Here is a 26,399-nt window from a genome sequence, read left to right as displayed (position 1 = left end):
GGCAGTTCGATATGTCTGACACTCGATGGGGTGAAAGACCGTTTAGCCATAACTCGGATAGGTCTTATGCGTTTTAGGCAGTGCGGGTGAGTGCCCGTGACCTTGTCTGGAAGGCAGTGAACCTATGAAACGGGTGACCCGAAATGGTTTGATCGCCGCGGCCGCCGCCTCGGGCGCGCTCGCCGCGACCGTGCCGGCGCACGCCGACTCCGCCGCGGACGGCACCTTGGCGGGATCGCCCGGGGTGATCTCCGGCAACACCGTCCAGCTCCCGGTGCACGTTCCGGTGAACGTGTGCGGGAACACGGTGAACGTCGTCGGCCTGCTCAACCCGGCGGCCGGCAACCGCTGCGCCAACGTGAGCGACGGCGGGGGAGCCGCCTCCCACTCCTCCGGCGGCAAGAGGAGCATCACCCCGGCCGCGCAGGGGGAGTCCGGTGGGCGCCACGCGGGCGGGCCCGTCGGCGGGAGCGGCGGCGGCGCGGTCGCGGACGGCAGCGCGACGGACTCGCCGGGCCTGCTCTCCGGTAACGGACTGCAGCTTCCGGTGCAGCTCCCCGTCAACGTGAGCGGCAACTCGGTGAACGTGGTCGGCATCGGCAACCCGGCCTTCGGGAACGAGTCCGCCAACACCTCGGGCGAGCACCCTGAGCCCGTTCACCCCGTCACCCCGCCTGCGAAGCCGACCGTCCCGGTCGCCCCCGCGCCCGCGCCGGAGCACCCCAAGCCGGGCGTCCCGGGCGAGGTGCGGACGATGGGCGACACCGGGGCCACCCTCGCCCACACGGGCGCGGACGGAGTGATGCCCGCTGTCGCGGTGAGCGCGGCCATGCTGCTGGGCGGTGCCGTCATGTTCCGCCGGTTCCGGCCCGCCGCGGTGCGCTGACCCGCGCGCGATCACGGACGGGAGGCCCCGCCGGACGGGTGACCGGCGGGGCCTCCCGCCTGCCCGGCCGTCATACGCCCGCTTCCGCCGGGCCCGGCATGCGGGCACTTCCGCCGGACCCCGTCATGCGCCCGCTTCCGTCGGACCCGGCATGCGGCGACTTCCGCCCGGCCCGGCATGCGGCCACTTCCGTCCGGCCTGGTCGCCGGTCACTCGTTCGGCTGCCCCTCTACGGGGTGGCCCGTGCGGTCGGCCTTCTGGGTGGTGGCCCGTGTCGCGGTCCTCCTCGGGGGTCATCCACGGGCCGTTCTTCTTTCGGGTGGCCCGTGTGTCCGTCCCCCTCAGGGGTGGCGCGCGTGGTGCTCTCTCCCCCCGGTAGGCGCTACCGGCGTGGCGGTCCCTCTATCTCGTCACCGGCACGGTGTCGGGGCACCCGGGACCGGATGACTCGGGGCCGGCCGAATCGCGTCCCGGGAGGGGGCCGAGCCCCCGTCATCGGCGCGGAGATCGGCGAGGATGCCGCACGTGCGACCGGCCGGCGCACTCCGTGACCCTCACACATGGGAGCGTGTCCATGACTTCTCCGGGCCCCGACGGGACCCCTGCCGGACCCGACGGCCTCGTCGTCACCCAGGCCTCGCCCGACGACTGGGCGGTGGTGACCGGCTGGGCCGCGGACGAGGGGTGGAATCCCGGGCTGTCCGACATCGCGAGCTTCTTCGCGCAGGACCCCGCCGGGTTCTTCGTCGGACGGATCGACGGGGAGCCCGTCTCGGCCATCTCGGTGGTCACCTACGGCGCGGACTACGCCTTCCTGGGCTTCTACCTCGTACGCCCCGGCCTGCGCGGTCGCGGCTACGGACTCGCCACCTGGAAAGCGGCCCTCGCGCACGCCGGTGATCGCACGGTCGGCCTCGACGGGGTGGTCGCGCAGCAGGACAACTACCGCAGGTCCGGGTTCGAACTCGCCCACCGCACCGTCCGGTTCGGCGGAGTGGTGCCGCCCGGCGATCAGCCGCCGGGAGTCCGGCCGGCCAGGCCCGCGGACCATCCGGCGATCATCGCGTACGACGGGGCGTGCACCCCGGCCGACCGGCCCGCGTTCCTGGCGTCCTGGCTGACCGCACCCGGCCACCGCACGTTCGTACGAGACGCCGGTGACGGCCGGCCTGCCGGTTACGCCGTGCTCCGGCCGGCGCGTGACGCGCTCCGCGTCGGCCCCCTGTTCGCCGACACACCCGACGACGCCCGCGCCCTCTTCGCGGCGCTGGCCGCCGAGGCCGACGGCCGGACGCTCGCCATCGACGTGCCCGAGTCCAACGCCCCGGCCGTCGCCCTGGTGGAGAAGCTCGGCCTCGCCCCCTCCTTCGAGACCGCGCGGATGTACACCGGCCCCGTCCGGCCCTTCGCACTGGAGCGCGTGCACGGGGTCACCACCCTGGAACTCGGCTAGGCGCGCGAGGGGCGGTGATCCGGACCTTGATCGGGTCCGGTGTTGATCGGGTCCGGTCTTGATCGGGTCCGGGCCCTTGATCGGGTCCGGACCTCGATCGGAGGGGGCCCGCCGGGTGCCCCCCCGGGTGAGCGGCGAGGTTCGTGAGCCGGTGAGTTTCGTCAGGCGGCGAGTTCCCGCGCTCGCCCGGCCGCCTCACGGACCGGGCCGCGGTGCAGGGGCCCGTGCCCCGGCAGCAGGACATCGGCGTCCAGCCCCTCGATGTGCCGCAGTGAATCGAGGGCGGCGGCGCGCTCGGCGTCGAACATCTCGGGCAGCAGGTGCGGGCCCCGGGTCCGTGACGTCGGATGGCCGCTGACCAGGGCGTCCCCGGAGATCAGCACACCGGCGTCCGGCAGGTGGTAGACGCAGTGGCCGCCGGTGTGGCCGGGCGTGTGCACCGGCACCGGCCGACCGGGCAGGTCGAGCGGACCCGGCCCGGCGAACGCCTCCGGCTTCGTGACACGGACGTCCGTCTTCCCGCCGGAGCGCAGCGCGCGCACCGCCCAGGGCAGCACACCCGGCCGCCACGCCTGCCGCATCACCTGCCCGATGCTCACCTGGTGCAGGAACTCGCGCCGCGCGTGCGGCACTTCGGCCTCGTGCAGCAGGACGGGCGTGCCGAAGGTGCGGCTCAGGAACTCGGCCGAACCGAGGTGGTCGGTGTGCGCGTGGGTGACGAGGACGGCGGTCACGTCCTCGGGCCGGTGGCCGAGGGCGGCCAGTGACGCGAGGAGGTCCTCGCGGTCGCCGGGGTAGCCCGTGTCGATCAGCGTGACCGACTCGCCCTCGCTCAGCACCACCCAGTTCGTGTCGCTGCCGTGCACCAGATGGACTCCGGCGGCTGCCTCGACGATCGCTTCCTCGCGCATGACCATCCCGATCTTGACGACGTCTTGCCCGGCCGGTGGGCCGGGCCGGGTCGAAGGTATCGCGCGACCACTGCGCCGGCGGAACCGGCGCGAGGTGGCGACAGGTGAACGGGCGCCCCACCCAGGCGACTTGAGGCGTCATGCCCCGAGCGGGGGGCGGACCGGGGCGATCCGGCGGGAGCGGCCGGGCAGGGACTCCCCGCCGGAAACAAGGGGCCGGGAACCGGAAACAAGGGGCAGGGAAACGGAAACAAGGGGCCGGGGAACCGGAAACAAGGGGCCGGAGAAATGGCGGTGCGCCGGGACGTCCCAACTCCCTACACTCGCAACGGAATCACGCGCGGCCCCGCCCGGCGCCGCGTGTCGCGACCGACGGGGGAGGCAGGCCATGCGGTACCGCACCGCTGTCGTCGTCCCCCGGTCGCAGTACGAGGTGATCCTCGTGTCTCCGGGAGCCCGGCACCGGCTGCGCGGCCGGGACCGGATGGCCGTGACGACCCGCTGACCTCCGCACGCACCACGGCGACCGCACCACGGCGACCGCACGACGAGTCGCCGAACGCCTGCTCGCCGGAGGCCGTCAGCCGCCTGATCCCAGGCGTGTCGTACGGCAATCGCGCCGACCCGCTCCGGATCGTCCGAAAGGCCAACGGCCGTGCGTACCCACCCGCACCGACACCTCACCGACTCCCTGACCGCCGTCCGCAACCTGGGCATCCTCGCCCACGTCGACGCCGGGAAGACCACCGTCACCGAACGGATCCTCTACGCCACCGGCACCACGCACAAACGCGGTGAGGTCCACGACGGCACCACCGTCACCGACTTCGACTCCCAGGAGCGCGACCGCGGCATCACCATCTTCGCCGCGGCCGTCAGCTGCGCCTGGGACGGTCACCGCGTCAACCTGATCGACACGCCGGGACACGTCGACTTCTCCGACGAGGTGGAGCGCTCGCTGCGCGTCCTCGACGGCGCCGTCGCGGTGTTCGACGCCGTCGCCGGTGTCGAACCGCAGAGCGAGTCGGTGTGGCGGCGCGCCGACCGGCACGGCGTGCCGCGGATCGCCTTCGTCAACAAGCTGGACCGGGCGGGCGCCGATCTCGACACGGCGGTCGCGTCGATCCGCGAGCGGCTCCATCCGGCGCCGCTGGTCGTCCAGTTGCCCATCGGCGCCGAGGGCACCTTCACCGGTGTGGTGGACCTGCTGCGGATGCGCGCCCTGGTGTGGGCCGACGGCGCCGACTCGCCCGAGGAGGGGCCGGTGCCCGAGGCGTTCGGTGTGGAGGCGCTCCGGCGCCGCCGGCTGCTGGAAGAGGCGGTGGCGGACCTCCACCCGGCGGCCATGGACGAGTTCTGCACCCGGTCCACGGTCTCCGCGACCACTCTGACGGCCGCCCTGCGCGACCTGACCAGGACCGGCGAGGGCCTGGTCGTGCTGTGCGGCTCCGCCTACCGCAACCGGGGGATCGAACCGCTGCTGGACGCCGTGGTGGCGTATCTGCCCTCGCCGCTCGACGTGCCCGCCGTACGCGGCACCCACGGCGGAGTGGAGCGGGAGCGGGCGGCGGACCCCCAAGCCCCCTTCGCCGGGCTGGTGTTCAAGGTGAACGCCACGCCGACCGGACGGATGACGTACCTGCGGGTCTACGCGGGCACGCTGGAGAAGGGACAGGCGGTGACGGACGTGGGCACGGGACGCACCGAGCGGGTCGCGCGGATCCTGCGGGTCCGGGCCGACCGCCACGCCGAGCTGGACCGCGCGGTGGCCGGTGACATCGTCGCGCTGATCGGGCCGAAGTCCGCCCGCGCCGGGGCGACACTCTGCGACCCGTCGGCGCCCCTGCTCCTCGAACCGCCGGCGGTCGCGGACCCGGTCGTGTCCGTGGCGGTCGAGGCACGCCGGAGCAGCGACACCGGCCGTCTGGTGTCCGCCTTGACCCGTCTGGTCGAGGAGGACCCCTCGCTGGTCGTCCGGACCGACCCGGAGACGGGCCAGACACTGCTGTCCGGCATGGGAGAGCTGCATCTGGAGGTGGCGGTGGAGAAGGTCAGGCGCGCTCACGGCCTGGACGTCTCCGTGGGACGGCCGCGCGTCTCCTACCGCGAGACCGTGGCCCGCGGGGTGTCCGGCCTGGTGTACCGGCACGTCAAACAGGACGGCGGCGCGGGGCAGTTCGCCCATGTGGTGCTCGACGTGGAACCGCTCGACACCGGCACGGACGGTGCCGACGGGAGCGCGGCGGCCTTCGTGTTCCGTTCCGCCGTGGTCGGCGGCCGGGTGCCGCAGGAGTACGTCCGTGCCGTCGAGGCCGGCTGCCGGGACGCGCTCGCCGAGGGTCCCCTCGGCGGACACCCGGTGACCGGGCTGCGCGTCACGCTCACCGACGGGGCGACCCACGCGAAGGACTCCTCGGAGATGGCGTTCCGCGCGGCGGGCCGGCTCGGGCTCCGCGCGGCACTGCGCGCCTGCGTGATGCGCTTGCTGGAACCGGTCGTCGAGGTCACGGCCACCGTGCCCGAGGACGCGGTCGGCGGCGTGCTCGGTGACCTCGCAGCGCGGCGCGGCCGGGTCACCGGCTCGCTCACCCGCGGTGGTACGGCGGTGCTCACCGCCACTGTGCCGCTGGCCGAACTCTTCGGCTACGCGACCCGGTTGCGCAGCCGGACCCAGGGCCGGGGTGTCTTCACGACCCGGCCCACGGGCCTGGCACCGGCACCGAGCCCGGCGCGGGCGGCGGGGGTTGAGGCCCGCTGAGAGGGGGTGGGGGCGCCGCTCCGGCGACGCCCCCACGCCGACTCACCGAGCCCCCGGCCAACGCCGGCACACCGGGCCACGCCGGCTCACCGAGCCCCCGGCCAACGCCGGCACACCGGGCCACGCCGGCTCACCGGGCCACGGACCCGCGCCGGCTCACCGGGCCACGCCGGCTCACCGGGCCACGGACCCGCGCCGGCCCACGGGCGGACCGGCCCACTGGATCAACGGCCCACCGCCCATCCCGCACGGTACTGCGCGGCCCGGTAAGGGAGTTGGCCTGGCGCTCGGCGCGGCTGTGGCCCGGCGACTTGGCCGAGCGGCGGCGGTGTTGCGAGACGGGCAGGGGAGTTGCCCCAACTCCGCTACCCGGCGGACAAGTTGGTCGTGTGGCCGGAGTTATAGGTCCCCGTCCGTGCCTCCGCCCTCACCGCCGCCTCCGGGTCCGTGCCGTGCGCGGCGGGCTGACGAACTGCAGCTCCAGGGCGGTCGGCGGCTCGGCCACTCCCGGGCCGCCGGCCGAGGCCCAGGCCAGCAGGTCGTCCGTACAGCCGTCGTCCGTGGCGAAGCCCACCCAGGTCGGACGTCCCCCGCCCAGCCGGCCCGCCCCCGAGGGCTGCACCACCACGACGTTCGCCTGGTCGCAGGGCCCGAGACAGTCCGTCGTCCGTACGGTGAACCGGCCGCCGGACGCCTCCGCCCCGGCCCGCAGCCGCGCGAGCTGCCGGGCATGGTCGGTGTCCGGGAACTTGACCGGGTCGCCGCAGCAGCATCCCCGGCAGACGACGAGGCTGCACGGCCGCGAACGGGCGGCGCCGACCGCGACCGTACGAGAGAGTCCGCGCGGGGAGTCGAACGGCACGAGGGGAAGCCTTTCGCGAGAGGGATCGGAGGGTTCCGGCCGTGATCGCTCGCGGCCGGCGTCGGCCGGCGACCGACCGGAGGTGCTGCCCGGAGCCGCCGCCCACAGCCACCGTACGAGACGTTTCCCCTGCTCAGTAGAGCGGGTCCGGACACGCGCGCCCCGCCCAACCGGTGTGTCCGCGTGGGCCGCTGGACGGCGCACCCCGGGTTCGATGTCTCCTCGGTACGGCCGCCATGGTGGCGCGGCGCCCGCAATCTCCGTTGCCCCGCACGCCCCGGGGTGCTGGAGTGAGCCCATGGATCACACAGCGGTACTGGCTCTGTTCGACCGGGACATGCGGGAGACGGCGCGGCCCGACGCGCCGGACGCCCGGATCGAGCGCGCCGGACCCGTGGTGCGCCAGATCGGCGCCGAGGACGGATGGAACGGGGTGATCTGGTCCGACCTGGACGAGACGAACGCCGACGCGGCCATCGCCGAGCAGATACGCCATTTCACCGGCCTCGGCCGGGAGTTCGAGTGGAAGCTGTACGGACACGACCGGCCGGAAGACCTCGGGCAGCGGTTGAGAGCCGCCGGGTTCACCCCCGAGCCCGAGGAGACACTCATGATCGCCGAGCTGGGCGATCTGGCCCTCGACGCCGAACCTCCCGAGGGCGTCAGCCTGTTGCCCGTCACCGACCAGGCGGGCGTCGACCTCGTGGCCGACGTGCACGAGCAGGCATTCGGGACGGACAGCACCCGCCTGCGGCATCAGCTCCTCGCCCAGCTCGGCGGAGACGCGGACACCGTGGTCGCCGTGGTGGCGCTCGCCGGAGACGTCCCCGTCAGCGCCGCCCGGATGGAACTCCTGCCGGGAGCGCGGTTCGCCGGCCTCTGGGGCGGCGGCACCGTCCAGGCCTGGCGCGGCCGGGGCATCTACCGCGCGCTGGTCGCCCACCGCGCCCGCGTCGCGGCCGACCGCGGTTACCGCTACGTCCAGGTCGACGCCTCCAGCCAGAGCCGCCCCATCCTCGCCCGGCTCGGCTTCCAGCCGCTCACCACGACGACACCGTACGTCTACGAGGGGTGACGCTCGCCGGCGCGTGCGGGCACCCCCGCCGTCGGTGCCGTGCCGGTTCAGCGGCGCGCGCGGGTCCGGTCCAGGGCCGCGACGCCCACCGCGGCGAGGCCGATCTGGATCAGCCACTCGATCCAGTCCACGCCCTTGGTGTCGGCGACGCCGAACGCCGCCGCCACCCCCGAGCCGATGAACGCGGCCACGATGCCGACGAGGATCGTCAGCAGGATGCCGATGCGCTGACGGCCCGGCACGACGAGCCTGCCGAGCACGCCGATGATGATGCCGATGACGATGGCACTGATGATGCCTGAGATCTCCATCTCCGCCCCTCCACGTCGGTCTGTCGCCGTCAGGTATCTGCCCCACCGCGGGCCGGGCCAGTCCGGCGATCAGGACGGAACCGAGCCGCCCCGGGGCTGTCCGGATGCGCGGGGGCGTGGCCAGGATGGACCCTGGAGTTCGTCGGATCGTCGGGAGGCCGTGATGTTCGTTCCCTTGGGGGCCCGGGATTTCCTGGACCGTGCCGTCACCGTGTACGGCGACCGTGTGGGCGTCGTGGACGAACCCGACCAGCCCGCCGAACCCTGGGAGGGGCTGACCTACCGGCGCGTCGGGGAACTGGCCAGGGCCCAGGCCGCCGGACTCGACGCGCTCGGCGTCCCGCACGGCGCGCGCGTCGCCGTCGTCTCGCCCAACAGCGCCCGCCTGCTCACCTCGTTCTTCGGCGTCAGCGGCCACGGCCGGGTCCTCGTGCCGGTGAACTTCCGCCTGACGGCGGACGAGGTGAGCTATCTGGTCGAGCACTCGGGGGCGAGCGTCCTGCTCGTCGACCCGGAACTCGCCGGCCGTTTCGAGGGCGTCGCCTGCGAGCACCGGTACACGCTCGGTGCCGAGGCGGACGCCGAGCTGTACCGCTTCGACACGGAACCCGCCCCCTGGGAACCCGACGAGAACGCCACCGCCACGATCAACTACACCAGCGGCACCACCGCCCGCCCCAAAGGCGTCCAGATCACCCACCGCAACATCTGGATCAACGCCACGACCTTCGCCCTGCACGCGGGTGTGACCGACCGCGACGTCTATCTGCACACCCTGCCCATGTTCCACGCGAACGGATGGGGGATGCCCTTCGGGATGGCCGGCCTCGGCGTTCCCCAGGTCGTGCTGCGCAAGGTCGACGGCACGGAGATCCTGCGCCGGGTGGCCGAGCACGGCGTGACCGTGATGTGCGCGGCGCCCGCCGTCGTCAACGCGGTGCTGGCCGCCGCCGGCACCTGGGAGGGCGAGATCCCCGGCCGCGACCGGGTGCGCATCATCGTCGCCGGGGCCCCGCCGCCCACCAGGACCGTCGCCCGCGTCGAGTCCGAACTCGGCTGGGAGTTCATCCAGATCTACGGTCTCACCGAGACCTCACCGCTGCTCACCGTCAACCGCGCACGCTCCGAATGGGACGAACTCGCCCCGCGGGAAAGGGCGGAGAAACTGGTGCGCGCCGGCGCCCCGGCCCTCGGCGTGACCCTGCGCACCTCCGCGGACGGGGAGATCCTGGCGCGCTCCAACGTCGTCCTGGAGGGCTACTGGGAACAGCCGGAGGAGACCGAACGGGCCCTGGCCGACGGCTGGTTCCACACCGGCGACGGCGGAACGCTCGGCCCGGACGGCTATCTGACGATCAGCGACCGCAAGAAGGACGTGATCATCACCGGCGGTGAGAACGTCTCCTCCATCGAGGTGGAGGACACGCTCTTCAGCCACCCCGCCGTCGCCGAGGTCGCGGTGATCGGCGTCCCCCACGAGAAATGGGGCGAGACCGTGCTGGCGCTGGTGGTGCTCGCGCCGGGCGCGGCGGCGACCGAGGACGAGCTGATCCAGTACTGCAAGGAGCGCCTTGCCGGTTTCAAGGCGCCGACCCAGGTCGAGTTCCGCGACCAACTGGCCCGCACCGCGACCGGCAAACTCCAGAAGTACAAACTGCGCCGCCCATACTGGGAGAAGCGCGACAGGGACGTCAACTGACGGCGTTCGCACGGAAGTTGAAGCGGTGCCGGTGCCGGTGCCGGTGGTGGTGCCAGTGCCGGTGTCGTGGGTGGACTGGGAGAGCCGGTCCCACCGGCACGTCACCCGACAGCGCCGGCCCGCGCTCACCGCGGGTGCGGGCCGGTGCCCTACATCTCCATTCTGCCCTTATTTTTCCCTTATGCCGCGATGATCAGGCCGCGATGATCAGGCCACGATGACCAGACGGCGATGACCAGACGCCGCTGAGCAGCCATGCGGTGGCGCGACGGCCGTAGCCGTAGAGCCCTTCAGTGGCCACGCCCCCTGGAAACCGCCCGGACTCCGCCCGCCCAGATTCAGAAGATCGCCTCCCCGGCAATCCGTACGGGGCCCAGCTCCGGAATACCTCCGAGAGCTCCGACGAGGAGCCGGGCGGGAGGAAACGAGGATGCACAGGTCCGAAGACGCCACGGGCGGTGGCACCGGGCGCGCCGGACAAGGCCGGCGGACGACGGAGCGCACGGCCGTGATCGGCGGGGGAGTGGCCGGTCTCACCGCCGCGCACGTGCTCGGCCGGACCCGGTCCGTCACGGTCTACGAGGCGGACGACCGGCTCGGCGGGCACGCCCACACCCACGACCTGGCCTCGTCCGACGGACGGGTGCACCGCGTCGACTCCGGCTTCATCGTGCACAACCACCGCACCTACCCCAACCTCCTGCGGCTCTTCGCCGAACTCGGCGTCGCCACCCAGGAGTCCGAGATGAGCATGTCCGTACGGTGCGAGGGCTGCGGCCTGGAGTACGCGGGTGCCCGCGGTCCCGCAGGACTCTTCCCGCGCCCCGGCAACGCACTGCGCGGCCCCTACCTGCGCATGCTCACCGAGGTGCCGGCGTTCCACCGCGCCGCCCGCCGCCTGCTCGCCGAAAGCGCCGAAGACGGCGACGACACCCTCACCCTGGGCGAGTTCCTGGTCCGGCACCGCTTCTCCGCCTATTTCACCCGGCACTTCATGACCCCGCTCGTCTCCGCCGTCTGGTCCTGCGACGCCGCCACCGCCCGCCGCTACCCGGCCGCCTACCTGTTCCGCTTCATGGACCACCACGGCATGCTCTCGGTCAGCGGCTCCCCGGTCTGGCGCACGGTCACCGGCGGCTCCCGCTCCTACGTCGACCGGCTCGCCAAACAGCTCGACGCCGTCCACACCTCCGCCCCCGTCCGCGCCGTGCGCCGGCACGCCGACGGAGCCGACGTCACCACCGAGGACGGCACCACCACCTCGTACGACTCCGTGGTCATCGCCGTCCACCCCGACCAGGCGCTCCGGCTGCTCGCCGACCCCGACGAGCGAGAGCGCGAGGTGCTCGGCGCGTTCCGCTACTCACGCAACGCCACCCTCCTGCACACCGACACCAGTCTGCTGCCGCGCGCCCGCGGAGCACGCGCCTCCTGGAACTACCTCATGCCCGACTGCGATGCCGGCGCCGACCGGGTCCGGGTCAGCTACGACATGAACCGCCTCCAGCGGCTCGACGCACCCGAGACCTACGTCGTGACGCTCGGCGGAGGCGACCGCGTCGACCCCGCCCGGGTACTGGCCCGCATGGAGTACCAACACCCCGTCTACACCCCCGAGTCGGTCGCGGCGCAGCGCCGGCTCCCCGCCCTGAACACCCCGGTGACCGCCTACGCCGGCGCCTACCACGGCTGGGGCTTCCACGAGGACGGCTGCCGCTCCGGAGTCGAGGCGGCCGCCGCCCTGGGGGTGACCTGGTGACCACGGCCCCGGCCCTCTACCCCTGCACGGTCGCCCACATACGGACCGCGCCCCGCCGCTACGCCCTGCGCCACCGCACCTACATGTGGCTCACCGACCCCGACCGGCCACCCCAACTGCCGTATCTACTCCGCCCGTTGGCCCGGTTCGACGCGCGTGACCACTTCAGCGGCGACCAGCCGAGCATCCGCGCCGGCCTGGACCGGTTCCTCGCGGCGCACGGCATCGACCTGCGCGGCGGCACCGTACTGATGCTCGCCCACGCCCGCGTCCTCGGCCACGTCTTCAACCCGCTGACCCTGTACTGGTGTCACGACCCGGACGGCACCCAGCGCTGCGTCGTCGCCGAAGTGCACAACACCTACGGCGAACGGCACACCTACCTGCTGCACCCGGACGCCACCGGCACCGCGCGGACCCGCAAGGAGTTCTACGTCTCGCCGTTCTTCCCCGTCGACGGCGCCTACCGGATGCGGCTGCCCGAGCCCGACGGCCGGCTGAACCTGACGGTCCATCTGGAACGCGAGGGAACCCGCCCCTTCACCGCGACCGTACGCGGAACGCGCCGCACCGCCACCCTCGGCGCCCTGCTCCGGCAGGCCCTGCGCCACCCCTGGTCCACCGTCGCCGTGTCCGCCGCCATCCGGCTGCACGGCGTCCGCCTCTATCTGCGGGGACTGCCCGTCCAGCCCCGCACCCCACGCCGAACCCAGGAGAACACGAAATGAGGACAGCCGAGTCCTGCCCCGTCGAGACGCCACGACAGGACACCGACCCGGTCCGCTGGCCGGACGTGGTCACACGGCCGGACGCCTCGCGCGCCCGCACCGCCGTCACCCGCGCCCTCCTGCGCCGAGCACTCCGACGACTGCCCCTGCGGGCCCGGTTCGCCGACGGAACCAGCGTCGGCCTCGGCGGCCCGGTCATCGACATCCACGACCCGGCCGCCTTCCACGCCCGCATCGGCACCACCGGACTCATCGGCTTCGGCGAGTCCTACATGGCGGGGGAGTGGGACGCGCCCGACCTGGTGGCGGCCCTCACCGTCCTCGCCGGGAACGCCGCCGCGCTCATCCCGGCCCCCCTCCAGAAACTCCGGAACGTCTGGGCGCTGCGCCGGCCCGACATCCAGCGCAACACCCCCACCGGCGCCCGCGACAACATCAGCCGCCACTACGACCTGTCCAACGACCTCTTCGCCCTCTTCCTGGACGACACCCTCAGCTACTCCGCCGCCCTCTTCCGCGGCTTCCCCGCCACCTGGGACCTGCTCCCCGCCGCCCAGCACCGCAAGATCGACCGGCTCCTCGACCTCGCCGAGGCCGGACCCGGCACCCGGCTCCTCGAAATCGGCACCGGCTGGGGCGAGTTGGCCATCCGAGCCGCCGCGCGCGGCGCCCACGTCACCTCGCTCACCCTCTCCCGCGAACAACGCGACCTCGCCCGCGAACGGGTTCGCGAGGCCGGACTCGACGACCGGGTCACCATCGAACTGCGCGACTACCGCGAGGCGGCGGGCACCTACGACGCCGTCGTCAGCGTCGAGATGATCGAGGCCGTGGGCGAGGAGTTCTGGCCGACCTACTTCACCGCCCTCGACGCGCTGCTCGTCCCCGGCGGCCGGGTCGCCCTCCAGGCGATCACCATGCCGCACGACCGCATGCTCGCCTCCCGCGACACCTTCACCTGGATCCAGAAGTACATCTTCCCCGGCGGACTGCTGCCCTCCGTGGAAGCCGTCGAGGACGTGACCCAGCGGCACACCCGGCTGCGCACCACCCGCAGGGACGCCTTCGGCGCGCACTACGCGGAGACCCTGCGGCTGTGGCGCGAACGGTTCACCGAGCGCGCCGACAAGGTGGCCGCCCTCGGCTTCGACGCGACCTTCCGCCGGATGTGGACCTTCTACCTCGCCTACTCCGAGGCCGGGTTCCGCTCCGGCTACCTCGACGTCCAGCAGTACCTGTTCACCAAGGAGGACCCCACCCCATGAGCACCGCGCCCGTCGCCCGCACCACCCGACGCGGCGCCGCCCAGCGGCTCGCCGCCCTGACCGAGGAGGCGCTCGGCGGCCCCCTCCCACTGCGGGTACGCGCCTGGGACGGCAGCGAGGCCGGCCCGCCGGACACCCCCGTCGTCGTCGTGCGCTCGCGCCGCGCCCTGCGGCGCCTGCTCTGGCAGCCCGGCGAACTCGGCCTCGCCCAGGCCTACGTCACCCGCGAACTCGACGTCGAGGGCGACCTCGCCCAGGCGCTGCGTCTGATGTGGGGAGCCGTCCGCGAACGCGGTCTGCACGCGCCCCGGCTGAGCCTCGCCGACCGCGCCCAGGCCGTCGGCACCGCGGTGCGCCTCGGTGCGGTCGGCCCCCGGCCCCCGGCGCCCGCCTCCCAGGCCAGGCTGCGCGGCGGCCTGCACAGCAGGTCCCGCGACCGGGCCGCCATCAGCCACCACTACGACCTGTCGAACGCGTTCTACCGTCTCCTCCTCGACGACACCATGGCCTACTCCAGCGGCTACTGGACGAGCGAGGACCCCGCCTTCGGCCCCGCCGACGCCCAGCGCGCCAAGCTGGAGCTGATCTGCCGCAAACTCGCCCTCGTACCCGGCGCCCGGCTCCTCGACATCGGCTGCGGCTGGGGTTCCCTCACCCTCTACGCGGCCGAGGAGTACAAGACCCAGGTCACCGCCGTCACCCTGGCCGCCGAGCAGGCCGCGTACGTCCGCGAGCAGGTCCGCGAACGCGGGCTGGAGCATCTGGTCGACGTGGTGTGCCAGGACTACCGGGACATCGAGGGCGGCGCCTACGACGCGGTCGCCACCGTCGAGATGGGCGAGCACGTCGGCGACGCCGAGTACCCGGCTTTCGCGGCCTCCCTGCGCCGGCTGGTCCGGCCCCAGGGGCGGGTGCTCGTCCAGCAGATGTCCCGGGGATCGGTCGCCCCCGGCGGCGGCGCGTTCATCGAGGCGTACATCGCCCCCGACATGCACATGAGGCCGCTGGGGGAGACCGTCGGACTCCTGGAGGACGCCGGACTCGAAGTGCGCTCCGTCGAATCGCTGCGCGAGCACTACGTCCGGACGGTCGCCGCCTGGCACCGGACCCTGGAGGAGCACTGGGACGACTTCGTGCGGCTCGTCGGTGAGGAGACCGCCCGCGTGTGGCGGCTGTACCTGGTCGGCGGGGCGCTCGCCTTCGAGGAGCGCCGCATGGGCGTCGACCAGATCCTCGCCGTCCGGCCCACACCGGACGGCGCGAGCGGGATGCCCGCCGTGCCGCACACCTGGTACGCGGGCACGGACGAGCGATGAGCGGCTTCCCCTGGGGCGCGTTCGCCCCGAACCTCGGCCTCGCGGCAGCCGCCGCGCTCGCCGTCATGCTCGCCACGTTCGCCGCCGCCGTACGCAAGGGCCTGCACCGGATCGTGGACGTCGCCTGGGGGATCGCCTTCACCGCGGTGGCCCTGGTCTCCCTTCTGGCCTCCGCCGGCGAGGGCGACCTCGTCCGGCGCGTGCTGGTCACGGTCCTCACCGCGGTGTGGGGGCTGCGGCTGGCCGCGCACATCGCCCGCCGGGGCCGGGGACACGGCGAGGACCCGCGCTACGACGCCCTGCTCGCCAAGGCCCCCGGCAACCGCGACCTCTACGCCCTGCGCATGGTCTACCTCCTGCAAGGCGCGCTGGTGTGGCTGGTGTCCCTGCCCGTCCAGGCCGCCCAGTACGTACCGGGGCGGCCGAGCGGATTCGCCTGGGCGGGCGTCGCGCTCTGGGCGTGCGGTTTCCTCTTCGAGACCGTGGGCGACGCCCAGTTGGCCCGCTTCAAGGCCGACCCCGCCAACAAGGGCAAGGTCATGGACCGCGGCCTGTGGAGCTGGACCCGGCATCCCAACTACTTCGGCGACTTCTGCGTCTGGTGGGGTCTGTTCCTGTTCACCTGCGACAGCGCCGCCGCGGCGGCCCTGTCCCTGATCTCCCCGCTGGTGATGAGCTACCTGCTCACCAAGGGCAGCGGCAAGCCCATGCTGGAGCGGCACATGGCCGAGCGCCCCGGCTACGCCGAGTACGTGGACCACACCAGCGGCTTCTTCCCGCTGCCGCCGAAACGGCGGGGCTGAGCACAGCGGCCGTGAACGCCTCGCCCCGCCGGGAGAAACCCGGCGGGGCGAGGCGTCTGGGCCGTTCGTCCCCTCCCCCGGGAAAACGAGGGGACGACCGCTCAGGCCGGGAAGTCCATCAGGGCCACCGGATCGGACGTGGGCTCGGCCGAACCGCCGGCCGGCTCCACGGTGATCCCCATCCCGGACGCCTTGTCGACGGCGCCCTTCAGCAGCACCGCCTCCGTCGTACGGGACGGGTCCATCAGACCGGCGGACCGCATGGTGCCCGCGTCGTTGAACCAGAGCTGGTAGACCTTGCCAGCCGGCGGTTTCGCCATCCCCGCGGCGACGAACACCGCCTGGTCCCGGCTCTTCGACACCACGACCGTGCCCCGGGCGCCGCCCGCCAGCTTCGCCGTACGCGACGCGGCGTCGGGGGCGGCCAGCACCGCGGCCACCTCGTCGGTACGCCGCTCGGCCTGCCGGGCCTGCTGCCGGGCGTCCTCGGCGCGGTCGTGCTGCCACACCGCCGTGCCGCCCAGCCCGGCCGCCGCCGCCAGGCAGGCCGCGAGCGCCCACCGCGCGGGACGCCGGACGCGGCCGGCCGCCCGCCGGGGCGCGGGGACCGCGACGGTCCGCGGCGCCTCCTGCCGGACGGTGGTGATGCTCCGCAGCACGTTCTCCTTGAGCGCCGGGGCGGGCTTCTCGGTGACGGCCATGCCGAGCCGGGCGGCGGCCTCCGTCAGCTCCCTGACCTCCTGGGAGCAGGACTCGCAGGCCTCCGCGTGCCGCTCGAACAGCTCGCGCTCGTCGTCGGCCAGGGCGTGCAGCGCGTACGCGCCGGTCAGCGTGTGCAGGTCGACCGTGGTCACGCCGTCACCCCCAGGCAGTCACGGAGCCGGATCAGACCGTCGCGCAGCCGCGTCTTTACCGTGCCGAGGGGCAGCGCCAGCAGCTCCGCCACCTCCCGGTAGGTCAGCCCGCGGTAGTACGCCAGGGTCACCGACTGACGCTGAAGCTCGGTCAGCGTGCGCAGACAGCGCCGCACCTGCTCCCGTTCCAGCCGGGCCTCGACCTGCTCGGTCACCTCGTCGTACTCGCGCGACCTGTCCAGCAGCGCCGCCTTGTGCTCGCGGGCCGCCGACGCCTCCACCGAGCGGACCCGGTCCACGGCCCGCTGATGGGCGAGGGTGAGGACCCAGTTCATCACCGAACCCCGCTCGGGCCGGTAGCGCGCTGCCGTACGCCACGCCTCCACCAGCACCTCCTGGGCGACCTCCTCGGACTGGGCCCGGTCGCGCAGCACCCGGCGCACGATGCCGAGGACGGGACCCGCCACGACGTCGTACAGCGAGGCGAACGCCTGCTGGTCGCCCCGGGCGACCCGGGCCATCAGTTCCGGCAGATCCGGCTCCGCAGACGGGTTTCTCCCGATCTCCACGGCTTCCTTCACGGTGTGGTCCTCCAGGACGCGCTGATGATTCGCAGGTGATCCGAAGCTGGTCGGCCGGCGGATTGCCCCGCCGCCGGAAAAGTTCCGGCCGTGCCGGGGCCGGGCCGCGGGATGGCGGCCCTGCCCCGGTGATGCGCGGTGCCGGGTCTTCTCGGGTCTCGCGGTCCCATGGGACGGCACACCCTCCTGTGGGATGGCACAACGGTCCCACGGGCCGGGCGGCCGGACCTGCGCGGGCGACGGCGGGCCGCGCCGGAACGGGCGCGGGCCGCGCCCTCCGCGGCCGCCGGCCCTGCCCGAAGGCCGCGTTACCCCATCGTGTGAACGGCTGGACAGAGGCGACAACTCGCATCGTTTCTGCGTCGTATAGTCGGCCGTATGGGTGAGAGCCGGTCGGATCTGGTGCGGGGAGCGGACGCGGCGTCCGCCGACACGGGCGTCACCACGGGGGCGCTGGCCCGCCGCCTCGGCGTGTCACCCACCACGCTGCGGTCCTGGGACCGCCGGTACGGCGTGGGGCCCGCGGTCCGCTCCGGCGGACGGCACCGGCGGTGGACCCCGCAGGACGTGGCGATGCTGGAGGAGATGTGCCGGCTGACCTCCGCCGGCGTGCCGCCCGCCGAGGCGGCCCGCGCGGCGAAGGAGGGGGCCGACCAGACCCCGGCCGAGGCCAAGCCCGCCGAGGCCAAGCCCGCCGGGGACGAGTACCGGCCCCGCTCGAAGGCGGCGGGCGCGCTGCCCCTCGGCGACGCCCGGCAGGAGTGCAAGGGCCTGGCGCGCGCCGCCGTACGGCTCGACTCGCCCGCCGTGGACGACCAGTTGACCTCGCTCGTCGAGCGGCACGGCGTGGTCGTCGGCTGGGAGGAGGTGATGGTGCCGACCCTGCACGCGGTGGGACGCAAATGGGAGTCCGCCGGTGACCGCTACGTCGAGGTGGAGCACCTGCTCTCCTGGCACATCTCCCGGACGCTGCACCGGGCGTCGGGCCCGTCCGGTCCGCCCGCGCCGGCCGCGCCCGCGAGCGGCGCCGGACCCGTCGTGCTGGCCTGCGTCCCGGGCGAACAGCACTGTCTGCCGCTGGAGGCGCTCCACGCCTGCCTGGTCGAACAGGGCCTGCCCACCCGGATGTTCGGCCCCGCCGTCCCCCCGGAGGCGCTCACCGCGGCGGTACGGCGGCTCGGTCCGCTGGCCGTCGTGCTCTGGTCGCAGACCCGCTCCACCGCCGACCGCCCGCTGGCCCGGTACATCGCCGCCACCGGCTGGGGTGTGAAGGGCGCCCGCCGCCACCCCGCCGTGCTGCTGGGCGGACCGGGCTGGGCCGGGCGGCAGGAGCCCGGGATGCTCCGGCCGCCGGGACTGCGGGACGCGCTCACGGCCCTGGCGGGCCTCGCCGCAGGCTGAGCGAACCGGCCGGCCGGGTCCCGCAGCCCCGACGGAGTTTCCGCGCGTGCCTCAGGTCATCCCACGGTCGGCGTCGGCGAGGGCTTCGCGGCGCCGCCCCGCGCGCCGCCCGCCGGCGGCGTCAGCACGACCGTCGGCTCACCGGGCTGCGGCGGCGGAGGGGTCAGGTTGTCCTTCGGCAGCTTCGGGTCGGTCGTCTCCTGGACGATCACCTGCTCGAAGTTCACGAGCCCGGTCTTCTCCATCACCGTGATGTGGTCCAGCACCGTGGAGTTGGCCTGGTTGGCGAGCTGACGCACCAGCGTGTTCTCCGTCGTGGCCCGCACCTTCGCGATCACCGAGAAGATCTGACCGTGCGTCACCCGCAGGATGTTGGCGAGGTCGGAGTCGAACTTCTTGCCGCTGTCGCCGCTCAACGTGGCGACGAATCCCTGCTGTTGCGGAGAGGGCTTGTTCGGCAGGGTGATGCCGAGCTGCCGCGCGATCGTGCGGCAGGCCTCGTCCAGCCCCGCGTGACCCGAGACCAGATGCTCTCCCGCCGTGCGCACCGACGGAATGGTCCCCTTCTGCAAGGCCAGTTGGCCCACCGGGTACTCCCACAGGCCGGCCGCGCGCACCTTGACGACGAAGTCGCGGTCGGCCTCGGTCAGCGGGCCCGACGGCGGATTGGCGATGATCCGTGTCGAGGCACTGGAGGTGGTCTGCACACCCAGCATGGCCGGATAGGCCAGCGCGGCGAGGGTCAGGGTCAACGCGCCCGTCACGAAGAGTGTTCCCGCGTTCCGTGCAATGCGCACTGAGCCTCCTGGTGGCCGGGGGCGGCGTCCGGAGCGAAACGCGCCGGTCCGCCGCGCGATGGATCCGCTGCGGACGGACCCGGTACGAGTGGTTCGGACGCCCCCCAGTACGGCCGCACACCGGGGAAAAATCTTTACGGCGGGTAAAATCTTCGGCGGTTCCGCCCGCCGCCCGCCTGCACTCGGCGGCTCCGCCCGCCGCCCGCCTGCCCTCGGCGGTTCCGCCCGCCGCCGGCCCGCCCGCTCAGTCGGTCAGGCCCCGGCCCCGCCTGAACCGGGCCAGCCCCTCGGACAGTTCGACGATCGGGTCCGGATAGTCACAGGCCGCCCGGTCGAGTCCCTGGGCCTTCCACGGCTCGTGCGCGGCCCTGCCCTCCAGGCCCGCCAACTCCGGTACCCAGCGCCGCACGTACTCCCCGTCCGGGTCGTAGCGCTTGCCCTGGGTGACCGGGTTCAGGACGCGGTTGGGCCGGCTGTCCGTGCCCGTGCCCGCCATCCACTGCCAGTTGAGCTGGTTGTTGGCGAGGTCGCCGTCCACCAGCAGGCTCAGGAAGTGCCGGGCGCCCACCCGCCAGTCCACGTACAACGTCTTGACCAGGAAACTCGCCGTGAGCAGCCGGCCCCGGTTGTGCATCCAGCCCTCGTGACGCAGTTGCCGCATCGCGGCGTCCACCACCGGATAGCCGGTGCGGCCCTCGCGCCACGCCTCGATGTCCTCGCCCGCCTCCCGCTCCGAGCGCCAACGGTCGTGCCGGGTGCGGTAGTCGGCGCGGGAAGCGTCCGGCCGTACGGCGAGCACCTGGTGGTGGAAGTCGCGCCACGCGAGCTGCCGGACGAACGCCTCGGCGCCCGGGCCGCCCGCCGCGTTCGACCGGTGCACCAGCTCGACCGGCGAGACCGTCCCGAAGTGGAGATACGGGGAGAGCCGGGAGGTCGCGTCGCCCGGCAGATCGTCGTGCCGGTCCTCGTACGCGGCGATCCCGCTCCGCAGCCAGGCCGTCACCCGCTTCCTGCCCTCCGACTCCCCGCCCGTGGCGAGCGCGGGGGACACCCCGGAGACGTCGGCGCGCTTCGGGATCTCCTCCGAGCCGACCCCGTCCGGCACCCGGACGACCCGGGGAGCGCCGAGCGCGTCCCGCAGCGGCTGCCGCGCCCACTGGCGGTGGTACGGCGTGAAGACCGCGAAGTGGTCCGAGGACGCCGGGGTCACCGCGCCCGGCGCGACCGCCGTGATCACCGTCTCGTGGACGTGCAGCCTGCACCCCTCGGCCTCCAGCGCGGCACGCAGCCGCTCCTCCCGGCGGTGCGCGTAGCCGCTGACGCCCGCCGCCATGTGCACCTCGTCCGCGTCGGCCTCGGCGACCACCTTGCACACCTCGGCCACCACGTCACCGGACCGCACCACCAGCCGCCCGCCGCGCTCGCGCAGCCCGGCGTCCAGATCCGTCAGGCAGTCCGCGAGGAACGCCATCCGGTTGGGAGCGGTGAACGCGGCCTCCGCGACGGCCTCGTCGCGGACGAACAGGGGTACCACCGCGTCGGAACCGTCGAGCGCGGCCCGCAGCGGAGGGTGGTCGTGCAGGCGCAGGTCCGAGGTGAACAGGACGATCGAGAGGGTCATGGCGTTGCTCCGGTACAGGGCTGCGAGGGGGACGGCGAAGGACGGCAAGGGTGCGGCCGAGGGCTGCGACGGCTGCGAGGGGTGCGGCTACGGGGTCGTAGGGGACACTGCCGCGGGGCCGCGAGGGGCGTTGCGTGATCTGCTTCGGCCGGGGCGGCTCCGCCGGACGCGGGGTCGTGGTCAGCGGGTGAGGGCGGGTTCCTTCGTCCCGCCCGTCGTGCTCTTCGCGGCGGCCTTGGCGATGTTGCGGGCCATGCCGCCGAACACCACGGAGTGGAACGGCGAGACACTCCACCAGTACAGGTGGCCGAGCAGACCGTGCGGATGGAACAGGGCCCGCTGCCGGTAGCGGGTGCGTCCCTCCTCGTCCCGCTCCGCGTACATCTCCAGCCAGGCCAGGCCCGGCAGCCTCATCTCGGCACGCAGCCGCAGCAGATGGCCGGGCTCGATCTCCTCCACCCGCCAGAAGTCGAGCGAGTCGCCCACCCGTAGCCGCGCCGCGTCCCGCCGCCCGCGCCGCAGGCCCACCCCGCCCACCAGCCGGTCCAGCCAGCCCCGCACCGCCCAGGCCAGCGGGAAGGAGTACCAGCCGTTGTCGCCGCCGATGCCCTCGATCACCCGCCACAGCGCCTCGGGCGAGGCGTCGACGGTCAGCTCCCTGCGGTCGGTGTACAGACTGCCGCCGGCCCAGTCCGGGTCGGTGGGCAGCGGATCGCTCGACGTACCGGGGTAGGAGGCCGACGACCAGCGGGTGGTCACCTGCGCGTCCCGCACCCGCTGGAGCGCGAGCGCCACCGACGCGTCGAAGCCGATCGGCCGGCCCGAGGGATCGGGAAGGTAGCGGGCGATGTCGTGCTCGTGGCACACCACCTCATGGCGCAGCGACTCGGTGAGCGGCTTCGCGATGGACGCGGGCACCGGCGTGATCAGCCCGACCCAGTGGCTGGACAGCCGGGGCGTGAGGAACGGCACCGGGAAGATGAGCCTGCGGGGCAGACCCGCGATCGTCGCGTACCGCCGCATCATCTCCAGATACGTCAGGACGTCGGGGCCCCCGATGTCGAAGGCCCGGTTGACCTCGGCGGGCATGGTGGCGCAGCCGACCAGCGTGCGCAGCACGTCGCGTACGCCCATCGGCTGGATGCGGGTGCTCACCCAGCTCGGCGTCACCATCACCGGCAGCCGCTCGGTGAGATAGCGCAGCATCTCGAAGGAGACCGACCCGGAGCCGATGATCACCGCCGCGCGCAGCACGGTCGTCGGCACACCCGAGTTCAGCAGGACACGGCCCACCTCGGCCCGCGACCTGAGGTGCGGCGACAGCTCCTTCTCCGGTACCCCCACGGGGGTCAGGCCGCCCAGATACACGATGCGCCGGACGCCCGCCGCCTTGGCCTGCTCGCCGAAGACACGGGCCGCCCTGCGGTCGGTCTCCTCGAAGTCGCGGCCGGAGCCGAGCGCGTGCACGAGGTAGTACGCGACATCGATCCCCCGCATCGCCTCCGCGACGGACTCGGCGTCCGTGACGTCCCCGCGCACCACCTCGGCCTCGCCCGCCCACGGATAGTCGCGCAGCTTGTCGGGGGAGCGTGCCAGACAGCGCACCTGGTAACCCGCCGCCAGCAGCTCGGGGACGAGCCGCCCGCCGATGTAGCCGGTCGCGCCGGTCACCAGACACCGCAGTCCGGTGCGGGTGTCGTCCTCGCTCATGCGTCCTCCGTCACCGGCCGTGATCGCCGCTGGTCCGTCTGTCTCTCCTGTGATCCCTTCCACGCTGGCCACTCCCGCGGATGCGCCGGACGGGCCTAGTCGGCGGCCCTGTCCGGCCGGATCCGCCGACGGGGGCGGCCGTACGGGGACGCGGCGCCGACTTCTATAGGCTGACCGCGTGGCCAGAGCAGACGACCGTGACGCCCGGGCGGGCGAGCCGGACCCCGTGGGGGAACCGGGCCGCGAGCGCGCCGGGGGAACGGGCCGGCCACACCCCGAGGGGTCGGCCAGCGAGCAGGCCGGGGGGCCGGCCCGCGACCAGGCCGGGGGAGGGGCCCGCGAGCAGGGAGGCGCGGCGGACCTCCAGGCCTTCGCGGTGCAGCTCCGCCGGATGAACGGCGAGGTCAACCGGCTGGTGCACGGCTTCGCCGGGGAGCACGGGCTGCACGCCACCGACGTCCAGGCGCTCGCCGCGATCCTCGACGCGCCCGAGCCGCTCACCCCCGGCCGGCTGCGCGAGCACCTCGGGCTCACCTCGGGAGCCGTCACCGCCTGCCTCGACCGGCTCGAACGCGCGGGGCACATCCGGCGGGTACGGGAGAGTCCCGACCGCAGGGTGGTCCACCTCCACTGGGTCCCCGACGCCCGATCGGCGGCGCGCGCCCACTTCCGGCCGCTCGCCGAGGTGACGGCGAGCGTGCGGTCCGGGTTCAGCGAGGACGAACTGACGGTGGTCCTGCGTTTTCTGACGGCCATGAACGAACGGCTCTCCGGCGTACGGTCCCCCGGCCGCTGACCGCGCAGGCCGTACGGCACCTGCCGCATCCGAACGGGCGGTGACTCCCGAAGCAAGGCCGTGGTCTACGATCTGCCCCCGAGATGACTCAATGATTGAGATTGTTTTTCGTTGAGATATTTGGACACCAGTGCACCGAACCCGAGCGCCGAGGTTCGAGTGTCGAAGCCGGGCGCCGAACCGGTGCACCGACCCCGGGCGCCGGGCCGGAGCGTCGGCCCGGCGCTTCGTACGCCGCCGTGACCGTGACCCCTGGAGAGCGATGTCCCTCACCCCCCGACGGGCCCTGTGGCTGATCCCCGTCGTCCTGCTCGTCGCCTGGCTCGGCATCGGCGGCACGCTCGGCCCCTACGCCGGCAAGCTCGGCGAGGTCGCGACCAACGACCAGGCCGCCTTCCTGCCGCGCAGCGCCGAGTCCACCCGGGTGGTGGCCGAGCAGCGGGCCTTCCAGCAGGACGAGACCCTGCCGGCCATCGTCGTCTGGACGGTGGACGCGGACGGCTCGGTCCGGGGCGCTCGCCAGTCCGCCGCGACCCGTGCGCTCGCCTCCCTCGGCGGTGCGCCCGGCGTGGTCGGCCGCCCGTCCCCCGCGCTCCCGTCGGACGACGGCAAGGCGCTGGAGGGTGTCGTCCAACTCCGCCCCGACCTCGGCGACAAGCTGCCGGACACCCTCGACCGGGTCCGGGCCGCCGCCGACCGTGTCCCGGGAACGACCGCGCGGATCGCCGGCCCCGCCGCCAGTCAGGCCGACCTCTCCGACGCCTTCGCCGGCATCGACGGCCTGCTGCTCGGCGTGGCCCTCGCGACCGTGCTCGTCATCCTGCTGCTCGTCTACCGCAGCGTGCTGCTGCCGCTCGTCATCATCCTCGGCGCGGTGTTCGCCCTCGGCCTCGCGTGCGCGATCGTCTACGTCCTCGCCGACCACGACCTCGTCCGGGTGGACGGCCAGGTCCAGGGCATCCTCTCCATCCTGGTGATCGGCGCGGCCACCGACTACGCCCTCCTGTTCACCGCCCGCTTCCGCGAGGAACTCGCGCTGCACGGCGACCGGTTGACCGCCGTACGGGCCGCGCTGCGGCGGTCGTGGGGCGCGATCGTCGCGAGCGCCGGGACCGTCGCGCTCGGACTGCTCGCCCTGCTGCTCAGCGACCTGACCAACAACCGGGCGCTCGGTCCGGTCGGTGCCATCGGCGTCGGCTGCGCCGTCCTGAGCACGCTCACCTTCCTGCCCGCCGTCCTGGTCCTGCTCGGCCGCGCCGCCTACTGGCCGGCCCGTCCCCGCCCGGCCGGGGACGCGGGCGGCGGCGGCGTCTGGCACCGGGTCGCGGACCTGGTGGACCGCGCGCCCCGCAAGGTCTGGGCGATCGCCCTGGCCGGGCTCCTCGCCTGCGCCGCCTTCGCCCCCACCCTCACCGCGAAGGGCGTCCCGCTCGACGAGATCTTCGTCGACGACGCGCCCTCCGTCGCCGCCCAGCAGGCCCTTTCGCGGCACTTCCCCGGCGGCTCCGGGAACCCCGCCGTGATCATCGCCGACGCGGACCGCGTCACCGAGGTGACGGCCGCGGCGCGCGCCACCGAGGGCGTCGCCTCGGCCGCCGCCGTGACGGAGTCCGGGCGGCCCGGCGGGGGAGACCCCAAAGTCGTGGACGGCCGGGTGCGCGTCGACGTCACCCTGCGCGGCGCCGCCGACAGCGACCCGGCCAAGGACACCGTCGCCCGGCTGCGTACGGCGGTCCACGCCCTGCCCGACGCGGACGCCCTCGTCGGCGGTTACACGGCCCAGCAGTACGACACCCGGCAGACCGCCGAACGGGACCGCGCCCTCATCGTCCCCGTGGTCCTCGCCATCATCCTGGTCATCCTGGCGGGCCTGCTGCGCTCGCTGCTGATGCCGCTGCTGCTGGTCGCCACGGTCGCGCTCAACTTCGCGGCCACGCTGGGCATTTCCTCGCTCGTTTTCCGGTACGTGTTCGGCTTCGGCGGCACCGACGCGTCCGTGCCGCTGTACGGCTTCGTCTTCCTCGTCGCCCTCGGCGTCGACTACAACATCTTCCTGATGTCCCGGGTCCGGGAGGAGTCCCTGCGGCACGGCGTACGCCAGGGAGTGCTGCGCGGACTCGTCGCCACCGGCGGGGTGATCACCTCGGCCGGTGTCGTCCTCGCGGCCACCTTCGCGGCCCTCGGGGTGATCCCGCTGGCCTTCCTCGTGCAGATCGCCTTCATCGTCGCGTTCGGCGTCCTGCTCGACACCCTCGTGGTGCGGTCCCTGCTGGTGCCGGCCCTCGTCCGCGACATTGGCCGCCGCGCGTGGTGGCCGGGCGGGCTGAGCCGTGAACCGGCGCGGGTGCCGCGTCAGGGGGAGCGCGTCGGAGTGTGAGGTGGCCGGTCCGCGCGGATCGCCGGCCCCCGCCTGCCGCCCTGCGTCCGTCTGCCGTCCGTCGCCGGTGAACCCTGAACGTACATGACATGTCTGGGTGAAAAGCGGGCAAGCGCAATCCACGGGGACCCGGCGCTCGGGGTCCGAGGTCAGAGGTGGAGGTGCCTGCCGCTATGGGGACAAAGGTGCTGGAACGATTTCCCGCGGGGGCCCCTCGCGGATCCTGGACGGCGGAGGAGTACGCGGCCCGGCGCCGCACCGAGGGACTGGCGGCGACGGTCGTGATGGACCTGAACTCGGACGCGTTCCTGGTAGTGGTCCCGGCCGGCGAAGAGGACTGAGCCCTCGCGGGGTGGGGTCCGTCCGTCTTCATCAGGTGTTCGGTTCGGGGCCGGGGTTGTTCCGCCGGGCGGGGGCGAGCCTGATCAGGCTCGCC

At 73.6% G+C, this 26,399-nt stretch carries 22 protein-coding genes; 14 read left to right on the top strand and 8 right to left on the bottom strand.

Going from position 1 to position 26,399, the window contains the following annotated elements:
* The first annotated feature begins 124 nt into the window (after positions 1-124).
* Together AB0912_RS17215 and AB0912_RS17210 are read left to right on the top strand one after the other, a co-directional pair.
* Positions 125-886 (top strand): chaplin family protein, encoded by a 762-nt coding sequence (locus tag AB0912_RS17215; RefSeq protein ID WP_366700404.1) that lies wholly within the window; start codon positions 125-127, stop codon positions 884-886.
* A gap of 574 nt (positions 887-1,460) precedes the next feature.
* Positions 1,461-2,339, top strand: coding sequence for a GNAT family N-acetyltransferase (locus AB0912_RS17210; protein WP_366700402.1), 879 nt, complete (start codon positions 1,461-1,463; stop codon positions 2,337-2,339).
* A gap of 161 nt (positions 2,340-2,500) precedes the next feature.
* Here the strand turns inward: AB0912_RS17210 and AB0912_RS17205 are convergent, their stop codons facing one another.
* Entirely contained in the window at positions 2,501-3,250 is a 750-nt protein-coding gene (locus AB0912_RS17205; RefSeq protein WP_366700400.1) for an MBL fold metallo-hydrolase, read from the bottom strand.
* A 655-nt stretch (positions 3,251-3,905) separates the two neighbouring features.
* Between AB0912_RS17205 and fusA the strand changes: the two genes are divergently transcribed.
* Positions 3,906-6,008: an elongation factor G gene (gene fusA / locus AB0912_RS17200; RefSeq protein WP_366700398.1), complete on the top strand. Its 2,103-nt coding sequence runs from the start codon at positions 3,906-3,908 to the stop codon at positions 6,006-6,008.
* Positions 6,009-6,435: 427 nt separating this feature from the next.
* Here fusA and AB0912_RS17195 read toward each other — a convergent pair whose 3' ends face one another.
* The gene (locus AB0912_RS17195; RefSeq protein ID WP_366700395.1) at positions 6,436-6,870 is read right to left on the bottom strand and encodes a (2Fe-2S) ferredoxin domain-containing protein; all 435 of its coding nucleotides are present in this window, start codon (positions 6,868-6,870) and stop codon (positions 6,436-6,438) included.
* A 298-nt stretch (positions 6,871-7,168) separates the two neighbouring features.
* Here AB0912_RS17195 and AB0912_RS17190 point away from each other — a divergent pair, with 298 nt between their 5' ends.
* Complete coding sequence (locus AB0912_RS17190; protein ID WP_366700393.1) at positions 7,169-7,945, top strand: GNAT family N-acetyltransferase; 777 nt, start codon at positions 7,169-7,171, stop codon at positions 7,943-7,945.
* A 47-nt stretch (positions 7,946-7,992) separates the two neighbouring features.
* On the opposite strand, the gene AB0912_RS17185 is transcribed toward AB0912_RS17190, so the two are convergent.
* Positions 7,993-8,256: a GlsB/YeaQ/YmgE family stress response membrane protein gene (locus tag AB0912_RS17185; protein ID WP_366700391.1), complete on the bottom strand. Its 264-nt coding sequence runs from the start codon at positions 8,254-8,256 to the stop codon at positions 7,993-7,995.
* A gap of 163 nt (positions 8,257-8,419) precedes the next feature.
* Here AB0912_RS17185 and AB0912_RS17180 point away from each other — a divergent pair, with 163 nt between their 5' ends.
* The 6 genes from AB0912_RS17180 to AB0912_RS17155 all read left to right on the top strand — a co-directional run bounded on the left by AB0912_RS17180 (position 8,420) and on the right by AB0912_RS17155 (position 15,826).
* Positions 8,420-9,955: an AMP-binding protein gene (locus tag AB0912_RS17180; RefSeq protein ID WP_366700389.1), complete on the top strand. Its 1,536-nt coding sequence runs from the start codon at positions 8,420-8,422 to the stop codon at positions 9,953-9,955.
* Between the two features lie 430 nt (positions 9,956-10,385).
* Complete coding sequence (locus AB0912_RS17175) at positions 10,386-11,714, top strand: FAD-dependent oxidoreductase (protein WP_366700387.1); 1,329 nt, start codon at positions 10,386-10,388, stop codon at positions 11,712-11,714.
* The gene (locus AB0912_RS17170; protein ID WP_366700385.1) at positions 11,711-12,442 is read left to right on the top strand and encodes a DUF1365 domain-containing protein; all 732 of its coding nucleotides are present in this window, start codon (positions 11,711-11,713) and stop codon (positions 12,440-12,442) included. The genes AB0912_RS17175 and AB0912_RS17170 overlap by 4 nt, the downstream gene beginning before the upstream one ends.
* The gene (locus tag AB0912_RS17165) at positions 12,439-13,707 is read left to right on the top strand and encodes a cyclopropane-fatty-acyl-phospholipid synthase family protein (protein WP_366700383.1); all 1,269 of its coding nucleotides are present in this window, start codon (positions 12,439-12,441) and stop codon (positions 13,705-13,707) included. Before AB0912_RS17170 ends, AB0912_RS17165 begins: the two co-directional genes overlap by 4 nt.
* Complete coding sequence (locus AB0912_RS17160; protein WP_366700381.1) at positions 13,704-15,023, top strand: cyclopropane-fatty-acyl-phospholipid synthase family protein; 1,320 nt, start codon at positions 13,704-13,706, stop codon at positions 15,021-15,023. The genes AB0912_RS17165 and AB0912_RS17160 overlap by 4 nt, the downstream gene beginning before the upstream one ends.
* Positions 15,020-15,826 (top strand): DUF1295 domain-containing protein, encoded by an 807-nt coding sequence (locus AB0912_RS17155; RefSeq protein WP_366700379.1) that lies wholly within the window; start codon positions 15,020-15,022, stop codon positions 15,824-15,826. The genes AB0912_RS17160 and AB0912_RS17155 overlap by 4 nt, the downstream gene beginning before the upstream one ends.
* Before the next feature lie 101 nt (positions 15,827-15,927).
* On the opposite strand, the gene AB0912_RS17150 is transcribed toward AB0912_RS17155, so the two are convergent.
* Positions 15,928-16,680 (bottom strand): anti-sigma factor, encoded by a 753-nt coding sequence (locus AB0912_RS17150; protein ID WP_366700377.1) that lies wholly within the window; start codon positions 16,678-16,680, stop codon positions 15,928-15,930.
* A complete protein-coding gene (locus AB0912_RS17145; protein ID WP_366700375.1) occupies positions 16,677-17,261 on the bottom strand; it encodes a sigma-70 family RNA polymerase sigma factor in 585 nt (194 codons plus the stop codon). The genes AB0912_RS17150 and AB0912_RS17145 overlap by 4 nt, the downstream gene beginning before the upstream one ends.
* A 378-nt stretch (positions 17,262-17,639) precedes the next feature.
* Here AB0912_RS17145 and AB0912_RS17140 point away from each other — a divergent pair, with 378 nt between their 5' ends.
* Positions 17,640-18,662, top strand: a complete 1,023-nt coding sequence (locus AB0912_RS17140) for a MerR family transcriptional regulator (RefSeq protein ID WP_366700373.1) — start codon at positions 17,640-17,642, stop codon at positions 18,660-18,662.
* Between the two features lie 56 nt (positions 18,663-18,718).
* Here AB0912_RS17140 and AB0912_RS17135 read toward each other — a convergent pair whose 3' ends face one another.
* The 3 genes from AB0912_RS17135 to AB0912_RS17125 form a co-directional block, all read right to left on the bottom strand.
* Positions 18,719-19,459, bottom strand: coding sequence for a DUF4142 domain-containing protein (locus AB0912_RS17135; protein WP_366700371.1), 741 nt, complete (start codon positions 19,457-19,459; stop codon positions 18,719-18,721).
* A gap of 244 nt (positions 19,460-19,703) precedes the next feature.
* A complete protein-coding gene (locus AB0912_RS17130) occupies positions 19,704-21,080 on the bottom strand; it encodes a deoxyribodipyrimidine photo-lyase (protein WP_366700369.1) in 1,377 nt (458 codons plus the stop codon).
* A 180-nt stretch (positions 21,081-21,260) separates the two neighbouring features.
* Positions 21,261-22,790, bottom strand: coding sequence for an SDR family oxidoreductase (locus AB0912_RS17125; RefSeq protein ID WP_366700366.1), 1,530 nt, complete (start codon positions 22,788-22,790; stop codon positions 21,261-21,263).
* A 178-nt stretch (positions 22,791-22,968) separates the two neighbouring features.
* Here AB0912_RS17125 and AB0912_RS17120 point away from each other — a divergent pair, with 178 nt between their 5' ends.
* From AB0912_RS17120 to AB0912_RS17110, 3 genes are all read left to right on the top strand, one after another.
* On the top strand, positions 22,969-23,586 hold the full coding sequence (locus tag AB0912_RS17120; protein WP_366700364.1) for a MarR family winged helix-turn-helix transcriptional regulator: 618 nt from the start codon (positions 22,969-22,971) through the stop codon (positions 23,584-23,586).
* A 262-nt stretch (positions 23,587-23,848) separates the two neighbouring features.
* A complete protein-coding gene (locus tag AB0912_RS17115) occupies positions 23,849-25,963 on the top strand; it encodes an MMPL family transporter (protein ID WP_366700362.1) in 2,115 nt (704 codons plus the stop codon).
* Positions 25,964-26,136: 173 nt separating this feature from the next.
* Entirely contained in the window at positions 26,137-26,304 is a 168-nt protein-coding gene (locus tag AB0912_RS17110) for a hypothetical protein (protein ID WP_366700360.1), read from the top strand.
* Positions 26,305-26,399: the final 95 nt, after the last annotated feature.

This window comes from Streptomyces sp. NPDC007084 (assembly GCF_040703595.1).
Classification (GTDB): domain Bacteria; phylum Actinomycetota; class Actinomycetes; order Streptomycetales; family Streptomycetaceae; genus Streptomyces.
This window is presented reverse-complemented; position numbering and strand designations above follow the sequence as displayed.

Bases quoted from the DNA above. Each gene is read 5' to 3' on its own strand.
- AB0912_RS17125 (WP_366700366.1), bottom strand. From the start codon at position 22,790: ATGAGCGAGGACGACACCCGCACCGGACTGCGGTGTCTGGTGACCGGC.
- AB0912_RS17210 (WP_366700402.1), top strand. From the start codon at position 1,461: ATGACTTCTCCGGGCCCCGACGGGACCCCTGCCGGACCCGACGGCCTC.
- AB0912_RS17115 (WP_366700362.1), top strand. From the start codon at position 23,849: ATGTCCCTCACCCCCCGACGGGCCCTGTGGCTGATCCCCGTCGTCCTG.
- AB0912_RS17215 (WP_366700404.1), top strand. From the start codon at position 125: ATGAAACGGGTGACCCGAAATGGTTTGATCGCCGCGGCCGCCGCCTCG.
- AB0912_RS17110 (WP_366700360.1), top strand. From the start codon at position 26,137: ATGGGGACAAAGGTGCTGGAACGATTTCCCGCGGGGGCCCCTCGCGGA.
- AB0912_RS17205 (WP_366700400.1), bottom strand. From the start codon at position 3,250: ATGCGCGAGGAAGCGATCGTCGAGGCAGCCGCCGGAGTCCATCTGGTG.
- AB0912_RS17190 (WP_366700393.1), top strand. From the start codon at position 7,169: ATGGATCACACAGCGGTACTGGCTCTGTTCGACCGGGACATGCGGGAG.
- AB0912_RS17155 (WP_366700379.1), top strand. From the start codon at position 15,020: ATGAGCGGCTTCCCCTGGGGCGCGTTCGCCCCGAACCTCGGCCTCGCG.
- AB0912_RS17185 (WP_366700391.1), bottom strand. From the start codon at position 8,256: ATGGAGATCTCAGGCATCATCAGTGCCATCGTCATCGGCATCATCATC.
- AB0912_RS17160 (WP_366700381.1), top strand. From the start codon at position 13,704: ATGAGCACCGCGCCCGTCGCCCGCACCACCCGACGCGGCGCCGCCCAG.
- AB0912_RS17130 (WP_366700369.1), bottom strand. From the start codon at position 21,080: ATGACCCTCTCGATCGTCCTGTTCACCTCGGACCTGCGCCTGCACGAC.
- AB0912_RS17140 (WP_366700373.1), top strand. From the start codon at position 17,640: ATGGGTGAGAGCCGGTCGGATCTGGTGCGGGGAGCGGACGCGGCGTCC.
- AB0912_RS17180 (WP_366700389.1), top strand. From the start codon at position 8,420: ATGTTCGTTCCCTTGGGGGCCCGGGATTTCCTGGACCGTGCCGTCACC.
- AB0912_RS17175 (WP_366700387.1), top strand. From the start codon at position 10,386: ATGCACAGGTCCGAAGACGCCACGGGCGGTGGCACCGGGCGCGCCGGA.
- AB0912_RS17165 (WP_366700383.1), top strand. From the start codon at position 12,439: ATGAGGACAGCCGAGTCCTGCCCCGTCGAGACGCCACGACAGGACACC.